The 23,174-nt window shown below is 70.9% G+C and carries 21 protein-coding genes; 11 read left to right on the top strand and 10 right to left on the bottom strand.

The window, feature by feature from the left end:
* Positions 1 to 7: 7 nt before the first annotated feature.
* On the top strand, positions 8 to 313 hold the full coding sequence (locus CACI_RS01555; protein WP_012784560.1) for a TfoX/Sxy family DNA transformation protein: 306 nt from the start codon (positions 8 to 10) through the stop codon (positions 311 to 313).
* 161 nt (positions 314 to 474) lie between these two features.
* Here CACI_RS01555 and CACI_RS01550 read toward each other — a convergent pair whose 3' ends face one another.
* The 3 genes from CACI_RS01550 to CACI_RS01540 form a co-directional block, all read right to left on the bottom strand.
* The gene (locus CACI_RS01550; RefSeq protein ID WP_012784559.1) at positions 475 to 1,557 is read right to left on the bottom strand and encodes a peptidoglycan-binding domain-containing protein; all 1,083 of its coding nucleotides are present in this window, start codon (positions 1,555 to 1,557) and stop codon (positions 475 to 477) included.
* 363 nt (positions 1,558 to 1,920) lie between these two features.
* Positions 1,921 to 2,784 carry a LysR family transcriptional regulator gene (locus CACI_RS01545; RefSeq protein ID WP_012784558.1) on the bottom strand — a complete coding sequence of 288 codons (864 nt, stop codon included), beginning with the start codon at positions 2,782 to 2,784 and terminating at the stop codon, positions 1,921 to 1,923.
* A 58-nt stretch (positions 2,785 to 2,842) separates the two neighbouring features.
* Positions 2,843 to 3,484 carry a TetR/AcrR family transcriptional regulator gene (locus CACI_RS01540; RefSeq protein WP_012784557.1) on the bottom strand — a complete coding sequence of 214 codons (642 nt, stop codon included), beginning with the start codon at positions 3,482 to 3,484 and terminating at the stop codon, positions 2,843 to 2,845.
* A gap of 125 nt (positions 3,485 to 3,609) precedes the next feature.
* On the opposite strand from CACI_RS01540, the gene CACI_RS01535 reads away from it, so the two are divergent.
* Both CACI_RS01535 and CACI_RS01530 read left to right on the top strand, forming a co-directional pair.
* Entirely contained in the window at positions 3,610 to 5,832 is a 2,223-nt protein-coding gene (locus tag CACI_RS01535) for an MMPL family transporter (protein ID WP_012784556.1), read from the top strand.
* 106 nt (positions 5,833 to 5,938) lie between these two features.
* Positions 5,939 to 7,234 (top strand): M18 family aminopeptidase, encoded by a 1,296-nt coding sequence (locus CACI_RS01530; RefSeq protein ID WP_012784555.1) that lies wholly within the window; start codon positions 5,939 to 5,941, stop codon positions 7,232 to 7,234.
* 36 nt (positions 7,235 to 7,270) lie between these two features.
* On the opposite strand, the gene CACI_RS01525 is transcribed toward CACI_RS01530, so the two are convergent.
* On the bottom strand, positions 7,271 to 8,215 hold the full coding sequence (locus tag CACI_RS01525; protein ID WP_012784554.1) for a M56 family metallopeptidase: 945 nt from the start codon (positions 8,213 to 8,215) through the stop codon (positions 7,271 to 7,273).
* Positions 8,216 to 8,607: 392 nt separating this feature from the next.
* Positions 8,608 to 8,997: a BlaI/MecI/CopY family transcriptional regulator gene (locus tag CACI_RS01515; RefSeq protein WP_012784553.1), complete on the bottom strand. Its 390-nt coding sequence runs from the start codon at positions 8,995 to 8,997 to the stop codon at positions 8,608 to 8,610.
* Between the two features lie 57 nt (positions 8,998 to 9,054).
* Between CACI_RS01515 and CACI_RS01510 the strand changes: the two genes are divergently transcribed.
* The 3 genes from CACI_RS01510 to CACI_RS01500 all read left to right on the top strand — a co-directional run bounded on the left by CACI_RS01510 (position 9,055) and on the right by CACI_RS01500 (position 13,227).
* Positions 9,055 to 10,536 (top strand): cytochrome ubiquinol oxidase subunit I, encoded by a 1,482-nt coding sequence (locus CACI_RS01510; RefSeq protein WP_012784552.1) that lies wholly within the window; start codon positions 9,055 to 9,057, stop codon positions 10,534 to 10,536.
* Positions 10,533 to 11,549 carry a cytochrome d ubiquinol oxidase subunit II gene (locus CACI_RS01505; protein ID WP_012784551.1) on the top strand — a complete coding sequence of 339 codons (1,017 nt, stop codon included), beginning with the start codon at positions 10,533 to 10,535 and terminating at the stop codon, positions 11,547 to 11,549. The genes CACI_RS01510 and CACI_RS01505 overlap by 4 nt, the downstream gene beginning before the upstream one ends.
* A 154-nt stretch (positions 11,550 to 11,703) precedes the next feature.
* Entirely contained in the window at positions 11,704 to 13,227 is a 1,524-nt protein-coding gene (locus CACI_RS01500) for a cellulose binding domain-containing protein (RefSeq protein WP_012784550.1), read from the top strand.
* A 305-nt stretch (positions 13,228 to 13,532) separates the two neighbouring features.
* Here the strand turns inward: CACI_RS01500 and bldC are convergent, their stop codons facing one another.
* Positions 13,533 to 13,736, bottom strand: a complete 204-nt coding sequence (gene bldC / locus CACI_RS01495; protein ID WP_012784549.1) for a developmental transcriptional regulator BldC — start codon at positions 13,734 to 13,736, stop codon at positions 13,533 to 13,535.
* A 399-nt stretch (positions 13,737 to 14,135) separates the two neighbouring features.
* Positions 14,136 to 15,071, bottom strand: a complete 936-nt coding sequence (locus CACI_RS01490; RefSeq protein ID WP_012784548.1) for a hypothetical protein — start codon at positions 15,069 to 15,071, stop codon at positions 14,136 to 14,138.
* Positions 15,072 to 15,317: 246 nt separating this feature from the next.
* On the opposite strand from CACI_RS01490, the gene CACI_RS01485 reads away from it, so the two are divergent.
* Together CACI_RS01485 and CACI_RS01480 are read left to right on the top strand one after the other, a co-directional pair.
* Positions 15,318 to 16,406 carry a Glu/Leu/Phe/Val family dehydrogenase gene (locus tag CACI_RS01485; protein WP_012784547.1) on the top strand — a complete coding sequence of 363 codons (1,089 nt, stop codon included), beginning with the start codon at positions 15,318 to 15,320 and terminating at the stop codon, positions 16,404 to 16,406.
* 242 nt (positions 16,407 to 16,648) lie between these two features.
* A complete protein-coding gene (locus CACI_RS01480) occupies positions 16,649 to 16,921 on the top strand; it encodes a DUF3073 domain-containing protein (RefSeq protein ID WP_012784546.1) in 273 nt (90 codons plus the stop codon).
* A 270-nt stretch (positions 16,922 to 17,191) separates the two neighbouring features.
* On the opposite strand, the gene purM is transcribed toward CACI_RS01480, so the two are convergent.
* The 3 genes from purM to CACI_RS01465 all read right to left on the bottom strand — a co-directional run bounded on the left by purM (position 17,192) and on the right by CACI_RS01465 (position 20,769).
* Positions 17,192 to 18,277: a phosphoribosylformylglycinamidine cyclo-ligase gene (gene purM, locus CACI_RS01475; RefSeq protein ID WP_012784545.1), complete on the bottom strand. Its 1,086-nt coding sequence runs from the start codon at positions 18,275 to 18,277 to the stop codon at positions 17,192 to 17,194.
* Between the two features lie 48 nt (positions 18,278 to 18,325).
* The gene (gene purF, locus CACI_RS01470; protein ID WP_012784544.1) at positions 18,326 to 19,843 is read right to left on the bottom strand and encodes an amidophosphoribosyltransferase; all 1,518 of its coding nucleotides are present in this window, start codon (positions 19,841 to 19,843) and stop codon (positions 18,326 to 18,328) included.
* Between the two features lie 158 nt (positions 19,844 to 20,001).
* Entirely contained in the window at positions 20,002 to 20,769 is a 768-nt protein-coding gene (locus tag CACI_RS01465; protein ID WP_012784543.1) for a maleylpyruvate isomerase family mycothiol-dependent enzyme, read from the bottom strand.
* 189 nt (positions 20,770 to 20,958) lie between these two features.
* On the opposite strand from CACI_RS01465, the gene CACI_RS01460 reads away from it, so the two are divergent.
* The 3 genes from CACI_RS01460 to CACI_RS01450 are packed head-to-tail and all read left to right on the top strand — an operon-like array spanning position 20,959 to position 23,165.
* Positions 20,959 to 21,393: a hypothetical protein gene (locus tag CACI_RS01460; RefSeq protein WP_012784542.1), complete on the top strand. Its 435-nt coding sequence runs from the start codon at positions 20,959 to 20,961 to the stop codon at positions 21,391 to 21,393.
* Positions 21,390 to 22,340, top strand: a complete 951-nt coding sequence (locus CACI_RS44895; protein WP_012784541.1) for an NlpC/P60 family protein — start codon at positions 21,390 to 21,392, stop codon at positions 22,338 to 22,340. The genes CACI_RS01460 and CACI_RS44895 overlap by 4 nt, the downstream gene beginning before the upstream one ends.
* Positions 22,341 to 22,370: 30 nt before the next feature.
* A complete protein-coding gene (locus tag CACI_RS01450; protein WP_012784540.1) occupies positions 22,371 to 23,165 on the top strand; it encodes a HEAT repeat domain-containing protein in 795 nt (264 codons plus the stop codon).
* Positions 23,166 to 23,174: the final 9 nt, after the last annotated feature.

Here is a 23,174-nt window from a genome sequence, read left to right as displayed (position 1 = left end):
TGGAGGCGTGAGTTCGACTGAGACGGTCACCCTGATCCAGAACGCCGTGAACATAGGGCCGGTGTTGACACAACGGCTCCGCGACGTCGGCGTCACGACCCTGGACGAGGTCCGTGAGCGCGGCGCCATCGAGGTATGGCAGCTGATCGCCCACACCGCCGAGGGCAACGAGTGCGCGCACATGCTGCTGGCGCTGGAGGGCGCGCTGCGCGGCCAGCGGTGGACCTCGATCCCGCGCTCGGAACGCGACGCGCTGCTGGTCGAGGTCGGGCTGAAGGACGCCTCCGAGCTGCGGGCGCCCAAAAAGCGCTAGCCGGGCCGAAGGCTGGAAGCAGCCGACGCCCGGCGACGGCCGCTTCCTTCGTGCTCCGGCCTGGCGGTGCGGGCGCGTCGGCACGCACCCGAGGCACCGACACGCCAACACGCCGCCGACGCGTGCCGACGCACCAACGCGCCAACGCGCGCCGACCGTCCTCAGCCCGAGATCCGCCCCTGCTGCAGCGCCGCCCACACCGTGCCGTTGACCAGCCCGTCCGGCGTCATGTGCATCGCGCCCTGGTACTGCACCACCGCGCCGAAGGTGTCCAGGTCGAACTGGCCGGTGGCCTTCAGGTTCGTGTTCAGCGCGACGGCCAGCGCCTGCTGCAGCCGCTTCACGTCCGCGGGGTTGTTGCCCCGGTGGTGCTTGTCCCCGCCGAGCGGACCGCCGGGCAGATTCGGCACCTGCCCCATCAGGGTCGGCTTGCTCCCCGCCGCGATCAGCGCGGTCTTGGTGGACCGGCCGACGACGCCCGCGGGGTCGCTCGCGTGGGTCTTCGCCTGGAACGCGGCGACCGCGGCCTGCGTGGCGGCGTCGAACTTGCTGTTGATCGGGCCGTTGTAGACGCCCAGCTGGTGCAGCCGCGTCTGCAGCCACTTCACTTCGGCGCCGGAGTCGCCGAGCTGCAGCGTCCCCGGGGCGTGCGACGTCGAGCTGGCCGGGCTGCTCGGCGTGGAGGTGGCCGGGTCGCTGGCCGCGACCTGCGGCGCGGAGGTGCTCGGCGGCACGGTCGGCGTGGTGACCGTGCCCGGCGTGTTGGCCGGTCCGGCGGAGGGCTTCGAGCTGCCGCCGCCGAGGGTGATCAGCGAGATCACGATCACCAGCACCGCGCCGGCCGCGACACCGATGCCGATCTTCGTCCCGCGATTGGACGGACGGGCGCTGGGCTCGTCCGGGTAGTCGTCGGCGTATCCGGTCTCGTAAGGCTCGGCGTAGGCGCCGCCGCCCGCGGCCTGGTAGTCGATCGGCTGGTCGTAGGCGGGCTGGTTCGCAGCACGCTGGTCGTATCCGGCCTGCGGATAGCCGTCCTGGTCGTACCCGGGCCGGCCGTAGTCGTCCGGGACCGACGGCATGACCTGCGTGGCGTTCGGGTTCGCGCGCGCCGGAGCGCCCTCAGGGCGGAACAGGCTGGCGTACACCTCAGGGTTCAGCGAATCAGGGTTCAGCGAACCGTTCTGCGCCGGGATGGCCTGGGTCGCTTCCTGGGCCTGGCCCTGCGCCGGCAGCTCCCACGTCATCCCGCGATCGGGCGGGAGGCCCGAACCACCCTGGCCATGGGCTGCCACGGCCGCGTAAGCCTGGGACGGATCGGACGCCGCTGCCGTAAACGACGCGGACATCTCTCCGCAATTCGGGCAATAGCGAGCGCCCGGCGTTTTCGGCAGGACGGTCCCGCAGTGATGACAAGTCTCCATGGTGCTCGGAACCCCCTTGGGCAGACCCGCCCACTGTAGAACACCCAAGCAAAGCCCGTATCCGCTCTGCCACTGTGGGCCAGGCAGGCACAGGTCCGGGCCGTGACTCTTGACTCAGACTTGGCCATCGCTTTGCCATCGGGGCGCTCCGTCTTGCGGTCCCAGTGGAGCTACAGCGCTACGGAGCTACCAGCGCGAGGCGACAGCGACCAGCCGGTCCCGGACCCGCGCCACCGCCGCCGACCGGGCCCGCTGCCCGCGCACCGCGACGAACAGCGTCCGGATCGGCGGAATCTCGGGCTCGTCGAGCAGGACCAGTGTCCAGTCGTCGAGCGCCGGGGCGCACAGCGGCAGGGGCAGGACCGCCGCGCCGCAGCCGGCGACCGCCGCATCGAGAACGCCGCGCAGGTCGGGGATGACCAGCGCGGCGTCGGATGTGGGTCGGGTGTCGTATACGGACGACCAGTAGAGACTTATATAAGGAAGATTCTCCGAGAGGTCGAGCAGCGGCGTGCGGCCCGTGCGGTCGAAGGGCTTCCAGCGCGGCGCCCCGACCAGCGCGTACTCCTCGTCGGCGAGCGGGATCACCGTCACTCCGGGCAGCCTCGGTCTGGTGACCGCGAGCGTCAGGTCCAGGCGGCCGGTCGCCAGCTGCGCGACCAGGTCGTCGCTGCGCCCGCCGGCCACGACCACGCGAAGGCCCTCGTCCACCAAGGGAGCGAGGGCCGGAAGCAGTAGCGTCGTGGTCAGACTAGCCGGACAGCCGAGGCGTACCGCGGCGAGCGGCCCGGAATCCGGGACCAGCGTCTCGTGCGCGACCGCGGCGAGCGCGTCCAGATGCGGCGCGATCGCCCGGGCCAGCTCGTCGGCGGCCGCCGTGGGCGCGACGCCGCGCGGCAGCCGGACGAACAGCTCGCGGCCGACGCGTTGCTCCAGCGTCCTGACCTGCGCGGTCACCGCGGGCTGGGACACGCCGAGATCCGCGGCGGCCCGGGTGAGCGAGCCGGCGCGGTGGACGGCGAGGAACGTCCTCAGCAGCGCGAGATCCATCCCCACCAGGATAGGCGTGGTGGGGGTGGGCGAATCAGGGTTTTTCGGTGCCCGGGCGTCAGGACCCGGAGCGCAGCACCGCCAGCGCGGTGTCCATCAAGATCCGCGTGAGCTCGGCGCCCTCGGGGTAGTCCGCCGGAGCCGGTAGTCCGGCAGCCGTCTCGGCAGCCTTCTCCGCGGTCGCCTCGACGTCCGGCAGCGCCGGATCGGCCGCCGGCTCGACGCGCCGCGCGAGCATGAAGCCCTGCGATATGGCTCCGAACGCAGCCGCGGCGCGGATGTAGTCGGCGGGCTGCGGCTCGGGGCCGGCCAGCCTGCGCACGACGTCCCGCCGCAGCTTCACCGAGCGCTCGACCAGCTCGGCGGCGGCCAGGCTGGCGTGGTCGTTGGCGACCAACTGGAAGACCGCCTGGTGCCGATGCAGCAGGTCGACGTAGGAACGCAGCAGCGTCTCGGGATCCGGATCGCCGGCGACCAGGAGTTCGAACTCGTCGATCAGCGGCTGGGTGACCGACTTCAGCAGCTCCTGCTTGGACGCGTAGTGGTAGTACAGCGCGGCCTTGGTGATGCCGAGGCGGTCGGAGATCTCGCGCAGTGAGGTCTTCTCATACCCGTGCAGGACGAACAGCTCCAGCGCGACGTGCTGGATGCGTTCCTTGGTACCGCCGGGGTCGTGCTCCGACTGTGAGTTGCGTCTCATGGACCCTCTCAGGAGCGAATTCTCACGGCCCAGTCTACTTGCCGCACGGTAAGTTTGTGAAAGCTTGCACAAGACATATCTCGAAGTCCGTTGACCGCAGTCGGAACCGCCACAGGAGTTCGCCCATGTTCGGACGGCTCGGACGCTTCGTCGTCCACAATCCCTGGAAGATCATTGTCGGCTGGATCATCGCGGCCGTGGCGCTCGTCGCCTTCGGCCCGCAGCTGTCCAGCGTCACCAACGACAACCAGTCCTCCTTCCTGCCCTCCAAGTACGAGTCCGTCCAGGCCAAGAACGCCCTGGACGCGGAGTTCCCCTCCACCGTCGGGCAGGTCGCGACCATCGTGATCCGGCCGGTCGGCGACGGCGCGCTCTCCGCCGCGGAGCAGCAGAAGGTCTCTGACCTGGCCACCACCTTGACCGGCGACCACATCACCGGGGTCGCCGGGGTGCAGGCCGGCCAGGTCTCGCCGAAGCAGACCGCGCAGCTGATGTTCGCCAAGCTGACCGCCGACCAGGGCGACCAGAAGGCGAGCAGCGACGCCGTCAAGGCACTGCGCGCGGACCTGGCGGCCAAGCTGAACGGCTCCGGCATGAAGGCCGAGGTGACCGGCGACGCGGCCATGGGCCTGGACACCTCGGACTCCTCGAACAAGGCCACCGGCATCGTCATGATGGCCACGCTGCTGCTGATCATCGTCCTGATGGGCTTCATCTTCCGGGGCGTCATCGCGGTCCTGCTGCCGATCCTGTCGGTGTTCCTGGTGATGATGGTCTCCCAGCCGGTCATCGCGCTGATGGCCAAGGGGTTCGGACTGCACGTGCAGTCCTTCCTGGAGATCATGCTGGTCGTGGTGCTGTTCGGCATCGGGACCGACTACATCGTCTTCCTGCTGTTCCGGCTGCGGGAACGGCTGCGGGCCGGGGACACGATCCAGCAGGCGGTGGCGACCACCGTCGAGCGCGTCGGCGAGGCCATAGCCTCGGCCGCGGCCGCGGTCATCATCGCCTTCTGCGCCCTGGGACTGGCCACCTTCAAGGCCTTCACCTCGCTGGGCCCGGCGCTGGCCATCGCGGTCGCGGTGATGCTGCTGGCCGGTCTGACCCTGGTCCCGGCGCTGATGGTGACGCTGGGCACGAAGATCTTCTGGCCCGGCAAGAAGTGGCGCCGCGTCCCGACCGCGGGCCCGGCCCGCAAGGTGGGCAACCTGGTCGGCAAGCGCCCGGCCGCGGTGGCCGCGGTCTCCTTCGTCATCATGGCGGGGCTGGCGGTCGGCGCGGTCGGCTTCAAGGCGGACTACGACCAGCAGTCGCAGATGCCGGGAGGCGTCGAGTCCACGATCGCTATCAAGGACATGCAGAAGGCCGGCTTCGCCCAGGGCGCGACCGCCGCGACGGACGTGATCGTCACCTCTACCGACGGCAAGCCGCTGGACCAGGCCAAGCTCCAGACCTACGCCGACGGGCTCGGCGCGGCCTCGCCGGAGCTCAGCGGCCTGATGCCGTTCCCGGTCAAGCCGGGCTCCCCGGCCGGCACCAAGGGCGCCACGGTCGAGTACAACCAGGCCGGAACCGCGGCGCACATCCAGGTGCTGACCAAGGATTCGCCGTTCGCCGCGGCCGCGATGAGCGCGGTCGACGGCCCGCTGAAGAGCGCCGCGCACAGCACCGTCCCGGCCGGAGCCAAGGCGCTGGTCGGCGGCGGGACCGCGGCGCTGTCCGACATCCAGGCGGCGAACAACTCCGACCTGGCGCTGATCCTGCCGGTCGCCGGGCTGCTGATCTTCCTGGTGCTGGCGCTGCAGCTGCGGGCCCTGGTCGCGCCGCTGTACCTGATGGTCGCCGTGGGTCTGGGCTACACCGGAACCCTGGGCGCCTCGGTGCTGATGTTCCAGACCGTCCAGAACAAGCCCGGCATGATGTTCATGCTGCCGGTCATGGTCTACCTGTTCGTGGTGGCGATCGGCACCGACTACAACATCCTGATGATCTCCCGGCTCCGCGAGGAGGCCCGCGAGGGCCACGACCCGCGGCGCGCGGCGGCGCTGGCCGTCGAGCACGCCGGGCCGTCGGTCGCCTCGGCCGGGCTGATCCTGGCCGGCACGTTCGCCTCGCTGATGCTGGGCGGGCTGGCGATGATGCAGCAGATCGGGTTCGCGGTGTCGTTCGGCATCAGCATCGCGGCGTTCGTGATGTCGATGTTCCTGGTGCCGGCCGTCACGGCGCTGATGGGAGCCAAGGCGTGGTGGCCCGGGCACAAGGGTGTGGCGTCCGCGACCGCCGGGGTTGGGCGGCCGGTCGTCAGCGACCTGGACGACGAGGTCGTCGGCGCAGGTGCGCACCGGTGAAGGGTGACGGCGGTAAGGCCCGCATGCGGGTTCCACTGCCATAACGAAATCCACGGCTCCCCTGTCACTCCAGGTGGCGGGGGAGCCGTCGTTTTATGCTCGACCCATGCCGATATTCGATCGCGCCCACACGGACGACCTCCTCGCCTTCCTCGCCGCCTCGCCGACCCCGTACCACGCGGTCACGAACGCGGCCGCCCGCCTCGAGGCCGCCGGGTTCCGCCAGCTCAGGCAATCCGCCGGGTGGGAGAGCGCCGACGGCGGCGGGTTCTACGCCATCCGCGGCGCGGCGATCATCGCCTGGTACCTGCCCGAGGGCGCGGCGGCGCCGACCGGGTTCCGGGTCGTCGGCGCCCACACCGACTCCCCCAACCTGCGGGTCAAGCCGCTGCCGGACACCGGCTCGGCGGGCTTCCGGCAGGTGGCGGTCGAGCTGTACGGCGGGCCGCTGCTGAACTCCTGGCTGGACCGCGACCTGGGCCTGGCCGGGCGGCTGGTGCTGCGCGGCGGCGAGGCGGCGCTGGTGCACGTCGACCGCGCGCTGATGCGCGTGCCGCAGCTGGCCGTCCACCTGGACCGCGGCGTGAACGACAGCGGGCTGCTGCTGGACAAGCAGCAGCACCTGACCCCGGCGTGGGGTCTGGGCCCGGTCGAGGACGGCGCGCTGATCGAGTTCGCGGCGAAGGAGGCGGGCGTCTCGGCCTCCGACGTCATGGGCTTCGACCTGATGCTGCACGACGTGACCCCGCCGACCTACCTGGGCCGCGACCAGGAGATGATCGCCGCCCCGCGGATGGACAACCTGGTCTCGGTGCACGCCGGGGTACAGGCGCTGATCGCGGCGGCTTCCGGCGCCGGCGGACCGCTGACGGCGATCCCGGTGCTCGCCGCGTTCGACCACGAGGAGACCGGCAGCGAGTCGGACACCGGCGCGGGCGGGCCGCTGCTCGGCACCATCCTGAGCCGCGTGACCCAGGCGCAGCTCGGCGGGAGCGCGGACGACTACGCGCGGGCCCTGGCCGCGACCGTGGTCATGTCCAGCGACATGAGCCACGCGGTCCACCCGAACTACCCCGAGCGCCACGAGCCCGGCCACCGCCCCCGGCTCAACGGCGGCCCGGCGCTGAAGACGAACGTCAACCAGCGCTACGCCACCGACGGGCTCGGCCGCGCGATCTGGACCGACGTCTGCGAGCGCGCGGGGATCCCGACGCAGTACTTCGTGGGGAAGAACTCGCTGCCGTGCGGGACCACGATCGGGCCGATCACCGCGGCGAAGCTCGGCGTGACGACGTTCGACGTGGGGATCACGTCGCTGTCGATGCACTCGGCGCGCGAGATGGGCGGGGCGGACGATCCGTTCCTGCTGGCGTCGGCGGCGGCGAGCTTCTTCGCCGGCTGAGTCGCGAGTCAGCACACGAACGTCGGCACACGAGCGTCAGCGCAGGACGTACCAGGTCGGCCCGGCGACGAGCAGCACCGCGGCGAGCCAGGCCGCCGGGCCGATGAGGCGTTCGGCGAGGCTGGTCGCCTTGGGCCGGCGGACCAGGCGCTGGACGCGGTCGAGGGTCGGCGTGGCGCGGACGGGGTTGGGATCGGAGCCGGAACCCGGGGCGCCGTCCGTGCGCTGATTCGGTACCGGACCGGCGGTGCCGCCGATAGCGACGAGCGCGCGGGCCAGTGCCGGACGTCCGACGGAGCGGGCGGCGTGGTCGTCGGCGAGCATCTCGACGAGGGCGGTGACCGAGGCGGTCGCGCGCCGGGCCGGAGGCAGCGGCAGCGCCGACTCCCAGGCGACGAAGGGCTGGACCACGAGCTCGTGGCGCCACCGGGCGTGGGCGCGCTCGTGGGCGAGGACCGCTTCGAGCTCGTCGGGGGCGAGTGCGGCGATGGTGCCCTCGGTGATGACGATGCGCGGCCGCGTGCCGGGCAGGCAGTAGGCGGCGGGCGCGGCGTGTTCCAGGACGCGCAGATCCCGGTCGGCGTGCTCGGCGGCGAGGTCGACGGCGTCGCGCTGGCGCCGCAGATCGCGCTCTATCCGCCACGCCGAGAGCAAGGTCACACCGACCAGCCGGACCGTCAGCACGGCGGCGAGCGCCAGCGCGATCTCCTGGGCCAGACCGAGCGCCGCGGGCACGCGCAGATGGAAGGCGTCGCGCCACAGCTCGACCAGCCCGGTGCGCAGATGACCGTCGAGCGGGGCGACGCCCACCGCCAACGGCGCCCCGATCAGCGCCAGACCACCGGCGACGCCGACCGCCTGCCACAACGCGATGGCGGCGCGCGCATGCCGCCGCGGCCAAGCGGCGCGGGCCAGGAACACCGGGACCGGCCAGGCGAGCAGGATCGCGAGGACGGCCAGCGGCCAGGCGTCAGCGAACACGGCCGGCCACCTGCGAGACGGCGGTCGGCGAGCCCGGGACGGTCGGCGCGATCATCATGACCAGCTTCTCAGACCTGCCGCGGTGCACGTCGCGCCTGCGGGTGACTGATTGGCCACAGCTGACGGGACACAGCTGTTCGGCCACGACTGCCTCGCCACCGCTGATATGCCGCAGCGCTGATCGGCCGCAGCTGACCAGCCACAGCCGATGTGCCACGGCCGCCTTGCCACCGCTGATTCGCCGCAGCGCTGATTGGCCACCGCCGATGTGCCACGGCTGCCTCGCCACAGCTGAGGTGCCACGGCTGCCACGCCGCAGCTGATTCGCCACAGCCCTGATCGACCACAGCCGATGTGCCACGGCTGCCTCGCCACCGCCGACTCGCCCGCGCCTACTCCTCCAGCCCGGCCAGCGCCTCCCGCAGCAGCGCGGCCTCCTCGGCCGACACCGATCCCGCGAAGCGCACCAGCGCCGAGCGCCGGTCGTCCGTCGTCTCCAGGACGGCGAGCATCGAGGCGGCGATGACGTCGTCCCGCGTCCGCGCCGCCCGATAGCGATGCGCCCGGCCGACACGCTCGCGCTCGACGAAGTCCTTGCGGCGCAAGCGATCCAGCACCGTCAGCACCGTCGTGGCCGCCAGCTCCGCCGTGCCGTCGCGCGCCGCCAGGCGTTCGACGATCTCTTGCGCGGTGCTTCCGTCGGGGGCGTTCCACAGGACGTCCATCACCGCGCGCTCCAGTTCGCCCAACCTCGGGGGGCCGCCTGCGCGCTCGTTCGCCATGGGGTTACTCTACAACTGGTAGAACTTCTACGGAACGTAGAAACTTTGGGAGTGCCCATGCTCGGCAGCAGTCTCAGCGACGCCCGCATCGAGACCGGGTTCTCGCTCGCCTTCCACATCGTCTTCGCCGTCTTCGGGGTCGGGCTGCCCTGGCTCCTGCTGGTCACCGAGGGCCGCTGGCTGAAGACCCGCGATCCGGTGTGGCTCGCCCTGACCCGCAAGTGGTCGCGGGTGATGGCGGTGCTGTTCGCCATCGGCGCGGTGTCCGGGACCGTCCTGTCCTTCGAGTTCGGGCTGCTGTGGCCGGCGTTCATGGCGCGCTACGGCGGGGTGCTCGGGCTGCCCTTCACGCTGGAGGCCTTCGCCTTCTTCGCCGAGGCGATCTTCGTCGGCCTCTACCTCTACGGCTGGAAGCGCCTGTCGCCGCGTGCGCACTGGCTCACGCTCTGGCCGATCGCCATCTCCGGCACGCTCTCGACGTTGTTCATCGTCACCGCGAACTCCTGGATGAACGTCCCGACCGGCGTCAAGGAGGTCGGCGGCAAGGTCGTCTCCGCCGAACCGCTGGCGCCGCTCACCGGCCCGGGCGCGCTGCCGGAGTCGCTGCACATGCTGCTCGCCGCGATCATGTGCACCGGCGGCGTGGTCGCCGCGGTCTACGCGGTCGGGATGCTGCGCGGGCGGCGCGACTCCTATCACCGGCGCGGCTTCCGTGTCGGGCTGGTCACGGTCCTGGCGGCGGCGCCGCTCCAGCTGGTGGTCGGCGACCTGGCCGCGCGCGTGGTCGAGAAGTACCAGCCCGCGAAGCTCGCCGCGATGGAAGCCCTGACCCACACCCAGAGCCACGCCCCGCTGACCCTCGGCGGGATCTACGACCCGAGCACCGGCAAGACCCGCTTCGGCATCGAGATCCCGGACGGGCTGTCCCTGCTGACCGGCTTCCGGACCGACAAGACCATCCGGGGTCTGGACATCCTGCCCGCCAAGCAGCAGCCCGCGACGCCGGTGGTGCACCTGGCCTTCGACACGATGGTCGGCGGCGGCATGGCGATCCTCGGCCTCGCCGGGCTGCTCGCCGTGGTCGCGCTCTGGCGCCGCCGCAAGGGTGTCCGTCCCCTGATCCCGCTGACCCGGCCCTGGCTGCTGGCCGGCGCGCTGACCGGCCCGGCGGCGATGGCCGCGATGCTGGCCGGCTGGGAGGTCACCGAGGCCGGGCGCCAGCCGTGGATCGTCTACGGCCGGATGACCGTGCGCCAGGCGGCGACCACCAGCGGCGGCATCGGCTGGTCGCTGATCGCCACGATCGCGGTCTACCTGGGACTGGCCACGGCGCTGCTGCTGATCCTGCGCCGGCTGGCGACCGGCGCCCCGCCGGAGCTGGCGGAAGGCGCCGAGCCGTCGGGTCCGCAAGACCCTGAGTCCCCCACGCACGAGCCTTCGGGCTCTGAGGGCGATGCGGAAGACAGCCCCGAGAGCACTGAGACCAACGCCGAAAGCACCCCCGAAAGCAGCCCCGAACTGGAAGGAGCAGCCCGATGACCGCCGTCGACCTCCTCCTGGGCGTGATCGTCTGCGCCCTGGCCGCCTACGCCCTGCTCGCCGGCGCCGACTTCGGCGCCGGGGTCTGGGATCTGCTGGCTCGCGGCCGCCACGCCGACCGCGAGCGCCGCCTCATCGCCCATGCGCTCGGCCCGGTCTGGGAGGCGAACCACGTCTGGCTGATCTTCGTGATCGTCGCGACCTTCAGCGGCTTCCCGACCGCCTTCGGCATCATCGCGCGCGGCTTGGAACTGCCGCTGGCCTTGGCGCTGGCCGGCATCGTGCTGCGCGGGGCGGCGTACGTCTACCGCGCCTACGGCGAGGGCGCCGCCGGGCCCGACAGCCTGTGGAGCCGGGTCTTCGCGGTGGCCTCCTCGATCACCCCGTTCATGCTCGGCGTCAGCGGCGCGGCGCTGGCGACCGGCAAGATCACCGCCACCTCCGGTCCGCTGACCCCGTTCGACTCCCCCTTCACGCTGGTGGCCGGCGTCTTCGCGGTCGTGGTGACCGCGTTCCTGGCCGCCGTCTACCTCTGCCACGACGCCGGCACTGACCCGGAGACCGAGGACCTGGTCCCGGCCTTCCGGCGCAGGGCGCTCGGCGCGGCGGCGGTGGCCGGGGTCGTCAGCATGGCCCTGCTGCCGCTGCTGTATCAGGACGCGCCGATCGTCGCGCACCGCTTCACCGAGCGCTCGATCCCCTTCGTGGCCGTCGCAGTGGTCTGCGGATTCGGCTCCCTCGCGGTGATCTGGAAGCGGCACTACGTCCTGGCCCGCGCGACGGCCGCCACGGCGGTGATCGGCGTGCTGCTCGGCTGGGCCGCGGCTCAGTACCCGGATCTGGCGGTCGGGGCGGCGACGGCCCGCGGCTCGGCGGCCGGACCGGCGAACCTGCACGCCCTGCTGATCGCGATGGGCTTCGGGATGGTGGTCATCCTGCCCGCGTTTTACCTGCTGTTGAAGGTCTTCTCAGGGCCCGAAGGCGCGGCCGGCGGTAGTGGGCTCGCAAACTGAGTAAAGGCGATGCCAAGAACACCCGTGCGAATGCCAAGAGGCGGTCAAGATCCGCACCGGATCGCTTTAACCACCTCCCCTCGCGGATCGAACATGCGGTTGGCTCACAGTGCCACCACCTGATCGCCCGACCGCAAGGAGACACCGCACGATCATGGGACTGTCGAAGCGCGCCCGCGTCATAGGGATCTCACTCGCCACCGCTGCCGTCGTCGGCGCCGGGGCCGTCGCCGCCTTCTCGGCCGGCGCCGCCGGAAGCAGCAGTGGCAGCGTCACGGCCGCCTTCGCCAAAACGTCCGACTGGGGTACCGGCTTCCAGGGCCAGTACACGATCGCCAACAGCACCGGCCAGACCGTGCACGGCTGGACCGTCTCCTTCGACCTGCCGTCCGGGGAGCGCATCAGCTCCCTGTGGAACGGCACCATGACCGCCGCCGGGCAGCACATCACGGTCGCCAATCCGACCTGGGCCGGCGACATAGCCACCGGGACCAGCGCGACGTTCGGCTTCGTGGTGGACGCCACCTCCGGGTCCACCGCGCCGCAGAATTGCCTGGTCAACGGAGCGTCCTGCGACGGCGGGACGCCCGGCGGCGGTCAGAGCTCGGCGCCCGGCGGCGCCCCGAGCACGGCACCGGGTTCCAGCTCGGCTCCCAGCAGCGCTCCGTCGAGCGCGCCGAGCAGCGTCCCGTCCTCGGCACCGAGCAGCGCGCCGTCCTCGGCTCCCTCCTCGGTGCCGCCGCCGCCCGCCTCCAGCGGCTCCTACAGCTTCGCGCCCTACGTGGACACCAGCCAGCGCCAAGACCTCGGCGCGATCGCGACGGCGGCCGGGGCGAAGGACGTGACCGCGGCGTTCATGCTCGCCGGCGGCAGCGGCTGCACCCCGGCGTGGAACGGCTCGGCCGACGCCGGCTTCGAAGGCGCCCTGAAGGCGGGCGTCGCCGACCTGCGCGCCAAGGGCGGCGACGTCATCGCCTCCTTCGGCGGCGCCAACGGCACCGAGCTGGCCGGCGCCTGCAAGGACGTGCCGAGCCTGAAGGCCGCCTACAAGTCGGTGATCGACGCCTACAACCTGACCCACGTGGACTTCGACATCGAGGGCGCGGCCACCACCGATCAGGCCTCGATCACCCGCCGGGCCCAGGCGTTGGCGCAGCTGCAGGCGGACTACGCCGCCGCCGGCAAGACCCTGGACGTGTCGCTGACCCTGCCGGTCCTGCCCTCCGGGCTGACCCAGGACGGGGTGAACATCGTCACCGCGGCGGCCACGAACAACCTGAAGATCTCGGTCGTGAACGTGATGGCCATGGACTTCGGCGACTGGGCCGCCCCGAGCCCGTCCGGGAAGATGGGCCAGTACGCCGACCAGTCCGCGCAGTCCGTGCACGACCAGCTCAAGAGCGTCTACCCCGGCGCGACCGACGCCCAGCTGTGGTCGATGGTCGGGATCACCCCGATGATCGGCGTCAACGACACCTCCGACGAGGTGTTCCAGGTCTCCGACGCCTCGGTCGTGGAACAGTTCGCCGCGCAGCACCACATCGGCCGGCTGGCCATGTGGTCCCTGACGCGGGACCAGGCGTGTGCGCAGCCGTCGTCGTGGGCTTCCCCCACCTGCTCCTCGATCCAGCAGAACACGTACGACTTCGCGCACACCTTCGAGGCCTTCACGGGCTGACCCCCACCCGGCGGCGGCCTCGAAGCGGAAGGCGCCGGTACCGCTCCCCACAGGCGGTACCGGCGCCTTCGCATGACGCGGGCACGACAACGCCCGCCTCCTGGGACATCGGCCAGATGGCGGGCGTTACGTTTTTTCCCCACGCGGGCGCCAACGGGAGTTCGGGGCGGGGGCGCCGTGTGGGTCGTGACCCGAGGTGGTGGCAAGGCGGGGGCTACTTATGCGAAACGCTCCAAGGGGCCCGTCCCTTGGAGCGTCGCCTGTACGTCCCCCGTTGGGCACTACGACGAGATTCCCTGGGCGGTTCAGCCCTCACGCTGCGGCGGGATGCCGTTCAGCAGAGCGCGCACCTCCTGCTCGCGGTAGCGGCGGTGACCCCCCAGGGTGCGGATCGAGGTCAGCTTGCCGGCCTTGGCCCAGCGCGTGACCGTCTTGGGGTCGACGCGGAACATCGTGGCGACCTCGGCGGGCGTGAGCAGAGGCTCAGCGTCCGGCGTACGTGCGGTCATATGGACTCCTCCTGACGGAAACGGGCGCCCAGCGCGCCCGATTTCTCGTGGACCCTCCCCGATAGCCTCGCTTGCCCGGTCCCGGGAAGACCGTGCGGCCGTGTCGGTTATAGGACGAACGGCTTGTCGTTCACAGTACAAGTACACCATCCAACCGGGGCCGTGGGCGATATCTATGAAATCGATACACAAAACCCGCACCGGCCGACCGCGGACGTAGGTGCCGATATACGGACAGCTTCACCCTTGTAACGCTGTGTCGATCGAGGACGGCATCAGGTGGTTGCTTCACCCGCCATGCCCGGATTCGACCCCCGGGGCGGGCGGGAAGCCGTCAGTGGAGTGATCTTGACACGGACCGCGGCCGGGCGGAAGACCTCTGAGGGCCCGACTCGTCCGTCAGTTCGCCCGGGCGAGCACCCGGACGGCGTCCCACTTGGCGCGATACCGCAGATACGCGGCGGTGACCCCGGTATCGTCACCCTGAGCCAGGGCGGCGAGACCGTCTGCCACATAACGGACGGAGCAGTCCAGGACGATTCCGTCCACCCGCTCCTCGGCGCCCAAGGCGCCCTGGGCCACCAGCAACCCCATCAGACCCCCGTAATCGAGTTCGACGACCGAGTGCGGGTGGAACTCCTCCAGCCACATTCCCAGCGTCTCCACGGCCTCCACAAGCGGTCCCGCCCCCAGAGACCGCTTGAGGACTCGCAGCGCCCTGGCACAGCGCTTGCGCGCCTGGCTCATCGCGGTGCGGAACTGGAGGGTGACGGCGGCGACCTTCTCGTCGCCCTCGCCGGCCTCGCCGCGGTCGCCGCGATCGCTCCGGTCGCCGGGACCGTCCGCATCGGTCACCGCGTCCTCCAGGCCGAACAGGACGAGCCAGCGGATCGGCACCTGCCAGGACGCGGTCAGGATGTGCGGCAGCGCCTCCGGGTCCTCGGCCCACCACCGCTCGTATTCGCTGTCGGCGCGTTCCAGGACGCCCCGCGGCCAGAACAGCCGGACGCCGCCGTCGCCGTGGACCGCGCGCAGTTCGGTCAGCGCCAGCCAGGACCGCAGCCGCGACTGCCATGGACACAGCAGGGTCGTCTCACCGTTGTCGAGCACATAGGCGACCCGGGACTCGTTCTCCGGCACGGCGATCGGGGGAACCGCCACCAGCCCGCGCAGCGACGCGCTCTGCTCCTCGGCGAGGCTCTTGGGCTCCGGGTTCCGCAGCAGCCAGGCTTCCCACTCGGCGCGCTCCCCAGCCGGAAACGCGGCCAGCGGTTCATAGACCCGCAGGTAGGCCATGTAGGGCGCCGGAATCGCGCCGCCGGGGGATGCGCGCACGTAGTGATGCTCTCACCAATGGCGCTCCGGCGCGTCACGCATGGACCGACCCACAGCCCTCCCGCGGACTCCGCGCCACCCGCGCCCCGCGCGCTCGTTCGCCCCCCGCCGACGAATAGGCTTCGTCCATACTGCCTCCATCCCTTGGGGTTCAGACCGGGCGATCCCCGCGCGGCCCCGCCAGACGGAGGCCTCTACTACCACAGCAAGCCTCCCCGGCCACCAGTCACCATCAGGAGCAACGCAGTGTCTGACAAGCCTGACAACGACGTCAGCGAGGTATTCGCCAGCGACCACGAGCAAGTGGTGTACTGCCGCGACGAAGAGACCGGCCTGAAGGCCATCATCGCGGTTCACAACACCCTGCTCGGTCCTGGGCTCGGCGGTACTCGCTTCTTCCCCTACGCCACCGAGCAGGACGCGCTGAAGGACGTCCTGCGCCTGTCGCGGGGCATGTCGTACAAGAACGCCCTCGCCGGTCTGGACCTCGGCGGCGGCAAGGCCGTCATCATCGGCGACCCGAGCGAGATCAAGACCGAGGCGCTGCTGCGCGCCTACGGCCGCTTCGTGCAGTCCCTCAACGGCCGCTACTACACCGCGTGCGACGTCGGCACCTACGTGCAGGACATGGACGTGGTCGCCAAGGAGTCCCGGTTCGTCACCGGCCGCTCCATGGAGTCCGGCGGCGCGGGCGACTCCTCCGTGCTCACCGCCTACGGCGTCTTCCAGGGCATGCGCGCCTCCGCCGAGTACCTGTGGGGCTCGCCCTCGCTGGCCGGCAAGCGGGTCGGCATCTCCGGCGTCGGCAAGGTCGGCCGCTACCTGATCGGGCACCTGATCGAGGACGGCGCCTCGATCGTGGCCACCGACCCGTACGAGGGCGCGATCCAGTGGCTGCGCGACAACTACGCGCAGGTCGAGCTGGTCTCCACCACCGAGGACCTGATCGCGGCCGACATAGACGTCTACGCCCCGTGCGCCCTCGGCGGCGCCCTGGACGACGCCACCGTCGCCGCCCTCACCGCCAAGATCGTCTGCGGCGCCGCCAACAACCAGCTCGCGCACACCGGCGTGGAGAAGCAGCTGGAAGCCCGCGGCATCCTCTACGCCCCCGACTACCTGGTGAACTCCGGCGGTGTGATCCAGGTCGCAGACGAGATCCACGGCTTCGACTTCGAACGCGCCAAGCGCCGCGCCTCGGGCATTTTCGACACGACGATGCGGATCTACTCCCTGGCCTCGGAGGAGGGCGTTCCCCCGTCTGTGGCCGCCGACCGGCTCGCCGAGAGGCGTATGCGGGACGTCGGCCGACTGCGCGGCGTATACCTGCCGTAGACGTCCCGAAAGGACGCCTCGTCAGATACCCCCGGTGGCGCGTGGCATCGATGCGGGTATAAGCGCTATCGTGGGGTCGTGCCTGTGACACCCGAGTAACGCGGTCGGCTATGCCTGTTCTTGCCGATCAGCCGTATGGCTCGTACCGATCGGTTGGGGAAACAGGTACCGTGAATTCTCACGACTGACCGTATGACCGGAGCAGGGGCAGACCAGCCCCGATCGTTGAGGGGGTCGAGCCAATGGGGCGCGGCCGGGCCAAGGCCAAGCAGACGCGGGTCGCCCGAGACCTGAAGTATCGCGACGTCCGCACCGATCTGACGCAGCTTCAGCGTGAGCTGCAGCAAGACGGTGTGCACACGTCCAACGGGCATTCCGCCGAGGCACCGTCGCAGCAGGACGACGACGCGGACGACGATGAGTTGTACGCGAAGTACGCCGACGATGACGGCGATGACGACTACGACAGCGCGGACGACGGCGGTGCACACCGCAGTCACCACCGCCGCAGTTGAGGCTGGACCGGGCCGCCTAGCGCCGGTTGAGTAGGCCCGTCCCCCTGGGACGGGCCTTCGTCACGCCCACAGCGGGGCATGCGCGTGATGCGTGTGGGTCTCGTGAGACACCTGAAGCGCCCCGGCCGTCGGCCGCCGAGGCGCCCCTTGAGTTTTTTCTAAATTCTTCGGACCGCTGACTGTCCGGATATCCCGGACCCGCCGACTCGCCGACACTCGCCGGCACTGCTGACTCTTTGAAGCACCGACGCCCCGGCTCCCCCGGGACCGCTACCCGGCGTAGTCGCCGTGCAGGGACGCCGCGCCGTCGCCGCCCTTCGCGCCGCCGACCGTCACCGCGCCCTCGGAGGCCACGACCTCGCCGCACACCCAGCTCGGCAGCCCGCGCGCGTTCAGCAGCGCCAGCGCCGGGTCGACGGAGGCGGCCGGCAGCACCGCGACCATCCCGACGCCCATGTTCAGCGTCTTCTCCAGCTCCAGCGTCGCGACGCCGCCGAGCGCGCCGACCGTGCCGAACACCGCCGGCGGGGTCCAGGTGCCGCGGTCCAGCCGCGCCTCCAGGCCCGCCGGGATGATGCGAGCGATGTTCGCCGCCACGCCGCCGCCGGTGATGTGCGAGATCGCGTGCACCTCGGCGGCCTCGATCAGCGCCAGGCAGTCCAGCGAGTAGATCCGGGTCGGCTCCAGCAGCTCCTCGCCGAGCGTGCGGCCGAACTCCGGCACGTCGCGGTCCAGCTCCCAGCCCGCGACGTCGAAGAACACATGCCGCAGCAGCGAGTACCCGTTGGAGTGCGCGCCGGAGGAGGCCATCGCGACCAGCACGTCGCCCTCGCGGACCCGCTCGGCGCCGAGCACCTTGTCGGCCTCGACCACGCCGGTCCCGGCGCCGGCCACGTCGTACTCACCCGGCTTGAGCAGGCCCGGGTGCTCCGCCGTCTCGCCGCCGACCAGCGCGCAGCCGGCGAGCACACAGCCCTCGGCGATGCCCTTGACGATCCCGGCGATCACCTCGGGCACGACCTTGCCGGTGGCGATGTAGTCGGTCATGAACAACGGCTCGGCGCCGCAGACCACCAGGTCGTCCACGACCATGCCGACCAGGTCGCGGCCGATGGTGTCGTGCCGGTCCATCCGCTGCGCGATCGCGACCTTGGTGCCCACGCCGTCGGTCGAGGTGGCCAGCAGCGGCCGGTCGTACGCCTTCAGCGCCGAGGCGTCGAACAGGCCCGCGAAACCGCCGATGCCGCCGAGGACCTCCGGGCGCCGGGTCTTGGCGACCCACTCCTTCATCAGCTCGACCGCGCGGTCGCCGGCCTCGATGTCGACGCCGGCCGCGGCGTAGGTGGCTCCAGACATGATGAATTTCCTTAAAGGTCGGCGTCAGCGGCGGCAGCGGCGTCCGGACTACGGGCGCGACAGGGCGTCGGTGTGGGCCAGCGGGTCGACCGAGATCTCCAGGAGATGCTTGCCCAGCAGCTCGTCCTCGGGCAGCGCGATCGGGTACACGCCGTCGAAGCAGGCGCGGCACAGCCGGTCGGCCGGCTGGTGCGTGGCCGCGGTCATGCCGTCCAGGGTGATGTAGGCCAGCGAGTCGGCGCCGATCGACTTGGCGATCTCGTCGGTGTTCAGGCCGTTGGCGATCAGCTCGGCGCGGGTGGCGAAGTCGATGCCGTAGAAACACGGCCACTTCACCGGCGGGGAGGAGATCCGCAGGTGGACCTCGGTGGCGCCGGCCTCGCGCAGCATCTTGGACACCGCGCGCTGGGTGTTGCCGCGCACGATCGAGTCGTCCACCACGACCAGGCGCTTGCCCTCGATGACCTCGCGCAGCGCGTTCAGCTTCAGCCGCACGCCGAGCTGGCGCAGCGTCTGGCTGGGCTGGATGAAGGTGCGCCCGACGTAGGCGTTCTTCACGAAGCCCTGGCCGAAGGGGATGCCGGACTCCTCGGCGAAGCCGATCGCGGCCGGGGTGCCGGACTCCGGCGTGGCGATGACCAGGTCGGCCTCCACCGGCGCCTCGCGGGCCAGGGTGCGGCCCATCTCCACGCGCGCGGCGTGCACGTTGCGGCCGGAGATGGTGGCGTCGGGGCGCGCCAGGTAGACGTACTCGAAGACACAGCCCTTGGGCTGGGGCTCGGCGAAGTGCCGGGAGCGCAGGCCGTTCTCGTCGACGGCGATCAGCTCGCCGGGCTCGATCTCGCGGATGAAGCTCGCGCCGACGGTGTCCAGCGCCGCCTGCTCGGAGGCCACCACCCAGCCGCGGTCCAGGCGGCCGAGCATCAGCGGCCGCACACCCTGCGGGTCGCGCGCCGCGTAGAGCGTGGTCTCGTCCATGAACACCAGGGAGAAGGCGCCGCGCAGCTGCGGCAGCACCTCGGCGGCCGCGTCCTCCAGGGAGCGGTCGGAGTAGGACGCCAGCAGCTCGGTCATCAGCCCGGTGTCCGAGGTCATGGCGTGCTTGTCGCCGGCGCCGGACGTGGTCCGCCGCTCGGCGGCCAGCCGGGCCAGCTCGCCGGTGTTGGTCAGGTTGCCGTTGTGGCCGAGGGCCACGGCGCCGTGCGCGGTGGCCCGGAAGGTCGGCTGCGCGTTCTCCCACACCGAGGAGCCGGTGGTGGAGTAGCGCGCGTGGCCGATCGCCAGGTAGCCCTGCAGGGACTGCAGGGTGGCCTCGTCGAAGACCTGGGAGACCAGGCCCATGTCCTTGTAGACCAGGATCTGCTTGCCGTTGGACACGGCGATGCCGGCGGATTCCTGGCCGCGGTGCTGCAGCGCGTACAGGCCGAAGTACGCGAGCTTCGCGACTTCTTCGCCGGGAGCCCAGACGCCGAAGACTCCGCAGGCGTCCTGCGGGCCGGTGTCCTGGGGGTCGAGTTCGTGGGTGAGTCTGCCATCGCCGGGGCGGAAGCCGGAAGGGTGGATCACCCCTCGAGTCTAAGCCACGGACTGTGATGATCCTCCCGGCTGATACAGCCGCCTATCTGCACTTGTGACGATCACATGCCTGTGAGCGACGCCCCATGGCCGTCTCCAGGGTCGCCTCGACGGCCATTGCGACGGCCGTCCCGACCGCCATCCCCTGGTCACCCCATGAGCGGCAGGAACTCCTTCAGGTCCGCCCGCTGCCCCGACGCCGACACCAGCGCCTGGTCCATCGCCTCGTCCCAGGTCATCCGGCCCGCGGCGAGCCGGATCCAGGTCCGCGGCGTCATCTCGACCACGTTCGGCGGCGTGCCCCGCGTGTGGCGCGGACCCGGGACGCACTGCACGGCGGCGAACGGCGGGACCCGCAGCTCCACCGAGTTGCCCGGGACCTTGGCCGCCATGGCGTCGGCCAGCTGCCGGACGGTGATCGCCAGCGCCTCCCGGTCGTGCGGGAACTCGATCCCGGTGGACCGCTCCAGGTCGTCGGCGTGCACCGTGGCCTCCACGATGCGCGAGACCAGGAAGTCGTCGAAGCGCATGGGCCCGAAGCGCATGGCGATCAGGTCCTCGTCGCCGTAGCGCTCCATGAGCTTCTCGGCCTCGGTCACCTCGTCGGCCAGGACCACGCCGTCCTCCACCAGCTCGCGGGTCCCGGCGTCGACCGCGGCGCTGGCGGTCGGGGTCGCGGTCAGCCAGTCGTAGACCTCGGCCTGGTCCCCGGCGACCGGCTCGGCGGCCCGGGTCACGACCGTGCGCACCGTGAAGGCGACGTGCCCGACCAGCGTCTTCACGTCCCAGCCGGCGAGCTTCGACGGCGCCGCGAGCTGCTCGGCGGTCAGGGCGGCGGCGTAGCCGACATGGGCCTGCCACTGGTTCACGACGGCTTGGCGGACCTTGGCGGAGGCGGGGCGGCGGGTCTTCGGCATGTCGCGGAATATAGCGGAGCGTTCAGACGGCTTGGGAGGGCCAATTCAGGTGCTTTGGCATGCGGAGGAGTTGTTGTGACGTCCGACTTTCGCACCGCCCGCCGACCCTCGCGCGCACTCATCCATTACGGTGAATCGGCCCGGCGAGGTGCGGTGATCTGTCTGATTCGCGACTAGCGTGCTGTCACCGTGATCACCGCCCAGACCCCCGCCTCAGCCCCCACCGACGACGCCGGCCGGACCCCCGAGCGCGCCGCGATGGCCGGTGCGATCGACGCCCAGGCGCGCCGGATGGACCAGTTGTCCGCCGCGATCGTGCGTGCGACCTCGCAGGTGACGTGGTCCGGCCGGGCAGCCGAGCGATTCCGGGCGCGCGCGGCGGAACGGTCGCGAGAGTGCCTGCAGCTGGCGGTGGCGCTGCGCGCCTCGGCGGAGCGGGTGCACGCCGCGGAGACAGCGCGGCCGGCGGCGACGCACGCGGGCCAGGCTCCGGCGGACGAGAAGAGCGGTCACGCGGCAGTTGTCGGCGCGATCAGCGGTATGGCAGGCACCAAGATCCCTGGCGTGGCCGGCGGCGGTGTGGGCGGTGCCCGACCGAGCAGCGAGTCCGGACCGGCGCGATGAACACCGAGACGACGGCGACTGGAGCCAGCTTCTACGCGCTGGGCCCGGAGTTCGAGTGGATGGCCTCCGCCTGGGACGGGTTCGCCCACGAGCTGGCCGAGGTCAGCAAAACGCTGCGGCAGATCGTCGAGGCGGCGACGGCGGATCCGCAGCTGGCAGCCGAGTCCTCAGGGCTCGCGGCGCTCGAATCCGCGACCGATCGGCTGGTCCGGGAACTGGTCGACGACGCCGCGCGCATCCGCCGCACCCAGGCGACCTACGAGCACGCCGACGCGACGGTCCACGCATCAGTGCCGCCTCTTCACGCTCATGAGCAGCCGCCTCCCGGACACGCGCCGGAAGTCTCGACCATCCCGGTGTTCGGCGCCGGGGTCGTCACGGGACATCAGAACACTCCCGGCAGCGCTCCCGGTTCGGACACTGCGGGGTCCTACGCGGGAACGCTAGACGGACCCGCCTCCGCGCCCGCCTCCGTACCCGTGCCGGACGGCTCCGGTCTCTGGCATCCGGCGGTCGCCCAAGACCTCTCCGAGACCGCCCTCGGCACCCTCAGCCGTATGCGCCGCCAGATGATCGCGCACGCCGACCGCTGGGTCTCGCAGCACGTCCCCTACAACCAGGGCATTTGGCACGAGGGCTACCGCACGGACTGCTCGGGCTACGTCTCCATGTGCTGGGGGCTGCGCGACTCCATGGTCACCTCGACCATGCCGCAGATCTCGCACCGGATCGCCAAAGAGGATCTGCGTCCCGGGGACGTCCTGTTGAACACGGACGTCGCCACCGGACACGTCATCCTCTTCGACCGGTGGGCGGACTACGCGCACAACTCCTATGTGGGCTACGAACTGTGTCCCCAAGGGACGCTGCACCATGTGATCCCGTATCCGTACTACAGCGGCTTCGGCGTATACGAGCCCTACCGCTACAACAATGCAGGTGACTGACAGGCGCCGCGCCCCTAGCGTGGACGCTCTATGGCCTGGTTCGTACATCTGACTCCGGAGAAGAACTCCGCGCGCGTCCGCCGCTCCGGCCTGTCGCCGATCAGCCGCTCGCGTAGTGACGACCCGCGCCCCGGTCTCTACTGCACTCCGCTCCTAGCGGACTACACGTTGACCTACCAGTGGTCCCGCGAGATCAAGCGCTGGAAGTCACCGCGGTTGGCAGCCGTGCACTTCCGGATACCGGACGACACCGCGGTAACCGTTGGCTACTACGGCGACGCGCCCAAGCCGGTGACTGCGGCGCAGGCAGTAGCGCGCTTCCTGTCGCTGTCCCCTGAGGAGATGCGCGGATACGAAGTGTTCCTCCCCCGCGGTGTCACCGCCAAGGAGATCCGGCGTATCAAGTCTTTAGAGCGCCCCATCGGCTGGCGCTATCGGCCGAACGCTCACGGGCACCGGCCCTGCGCGTGCCCTGCCTGCCTGGACCGAGGCGAGTATCGGATCTCCCGCATCCGCGACAAGTCTTCGTACTACGACACAAGCCACCTCCCGCCCCGCCAAGAAGTGCTGGAGAAGCTGGCCACCACACGGGACAGCGCGGAGATCGTCACACTCCTCGACCAACTCCGCAGCCGCGGCCAAGGCGACATCTTCCGAGTCGCGCACCTGGCCGACCACCCGGATCCCGACGTCCGCGAAGCACTCGCCTACGCGCTGTGCGGCTTCAACAAAAAAGCCGCCGCGGAGCTTCTGGAGAAGCTCCGCAGCGACCCGCTCAAGGACGTCCGCGAGGCCGCCGGAGCAGACGAGGACGACGACCTTTAGACCTGTTTG

This window comes from Catenulispora acidiphila DSM 44928 (genome assembly GCF_000024025.1).
Taxonomy (GTDB): domain Bacteria; phylum Actinomycetota; class Actinomycetes; order Streptomycetales; family Catenulisporaceae; genus Catenulispora; species Catenulispora acidiphila.
The sequence above is the reverse complement of the archived record's forward strand: the minus strand, read 5'-3'. Positions and strand labels throughout refer to the sequence as shown.

Coding starts and splice junctions, on each gene's coding strand:
- CACI_RS01550 (WP_012784559.1), bottom strand. CDS start 1,557: ATGACGTGGGAGCTGCCGGCGCAGGGCCAGGCCCAGGAAGCGACCCAG.
- CACI_RS01545 (WP_012784558.1), bottom strand. CDS start 2,784: ATGGATCTCGCGCTGCTGAGGACGTTCCTCGCCGTCCACCGCGCCGGC.
- CACI_RS01540 (WP_012784557.1), bottom strand. CDS start 3,484: ATGAGACGCAACTCACAGTCGGAGCACGACCCCGGCGGTACCAAGGAA.
- CACI_RS01535 (WP_012784556.1), top strand. CDS start 3,610: ATGTTCGGACGGCTCGGACGCTTCGTCGTCCACAATCCCTGGAAGATC.
- CACI_RS01530 (WP_012784555.1), top strand. CDS start 5,939: ATGCCGATATTCGATCGCGCCCACACGGACGACCTCCTCGCCTTCCTC.
- CACI_RS01515 (WP_012784553.1), bottom strand. CDS start 8,997: ATGGCGAACGAGCGCGCAGGCGGCCCCCCGAGGTTGGGCGAACTGGAG.
- CACI_RS01510 (WP_012784552.1), top strand. CDS start 9,055: ATGCTCGGCAGCAGTCTCAGCGACGCCCGCATCGAGACCGGGTTCTCG.
- CACI_RS01505 (WP_012784551.1), top strand. CDS start 10,533: ATGACCGCCGTCGACCTCCTCCTGGGCGTGATCGTCTGCGCCCTGGCC.
- CACI_RS01500 (WP_012784550.1), top strand. CDS start 11,704: ATGGGACTGTCGAAGCGCGCCCGCGTCATAGGGATCTCACTCGCCACC.
- bldC (WP_012784549.1), bottom strand. CDS start 13,736: ATGACCGCACGTACGCCGGACGCTGAGCCTCTGCTCACGCCCGCCGAG.
- CACI_RS01480 (WP_012784546.1), top strand. CDS start 16,649: ATGGGGCGCGGCCGGGCCAAGGCCAAGCAGACGCGGGTCGCCCGAGAC.
- purM (WP_012784545.1), bottom strand. CDS start 18,277: ATGTCTGGAGCCACCTACGCCGCGGCCGGCGTCGACATCGAGGCCGGC.
- CACI_RS01465 (WP_012784543.1), bottom strand. CDS start 20,769: ATGCCGAAGACCCGCCGCCCCGCCTCCGCCAAGGTCCGCCAAGCCGTC.
- CACI_RS44895 (WP_012784541.1), top strand. CDS start 21,390: ATGAACACCGAGACGACGGCGACTGGAGCCAGCTTCTACGCGCTGGGC.
- CACI_RS01450 (WP_012784540.1), top strand. CDS start 22,371: ATGGCCTGGTTCGTACATCTGACTCCGGAGAAGAACTCCGCGCGCGTC.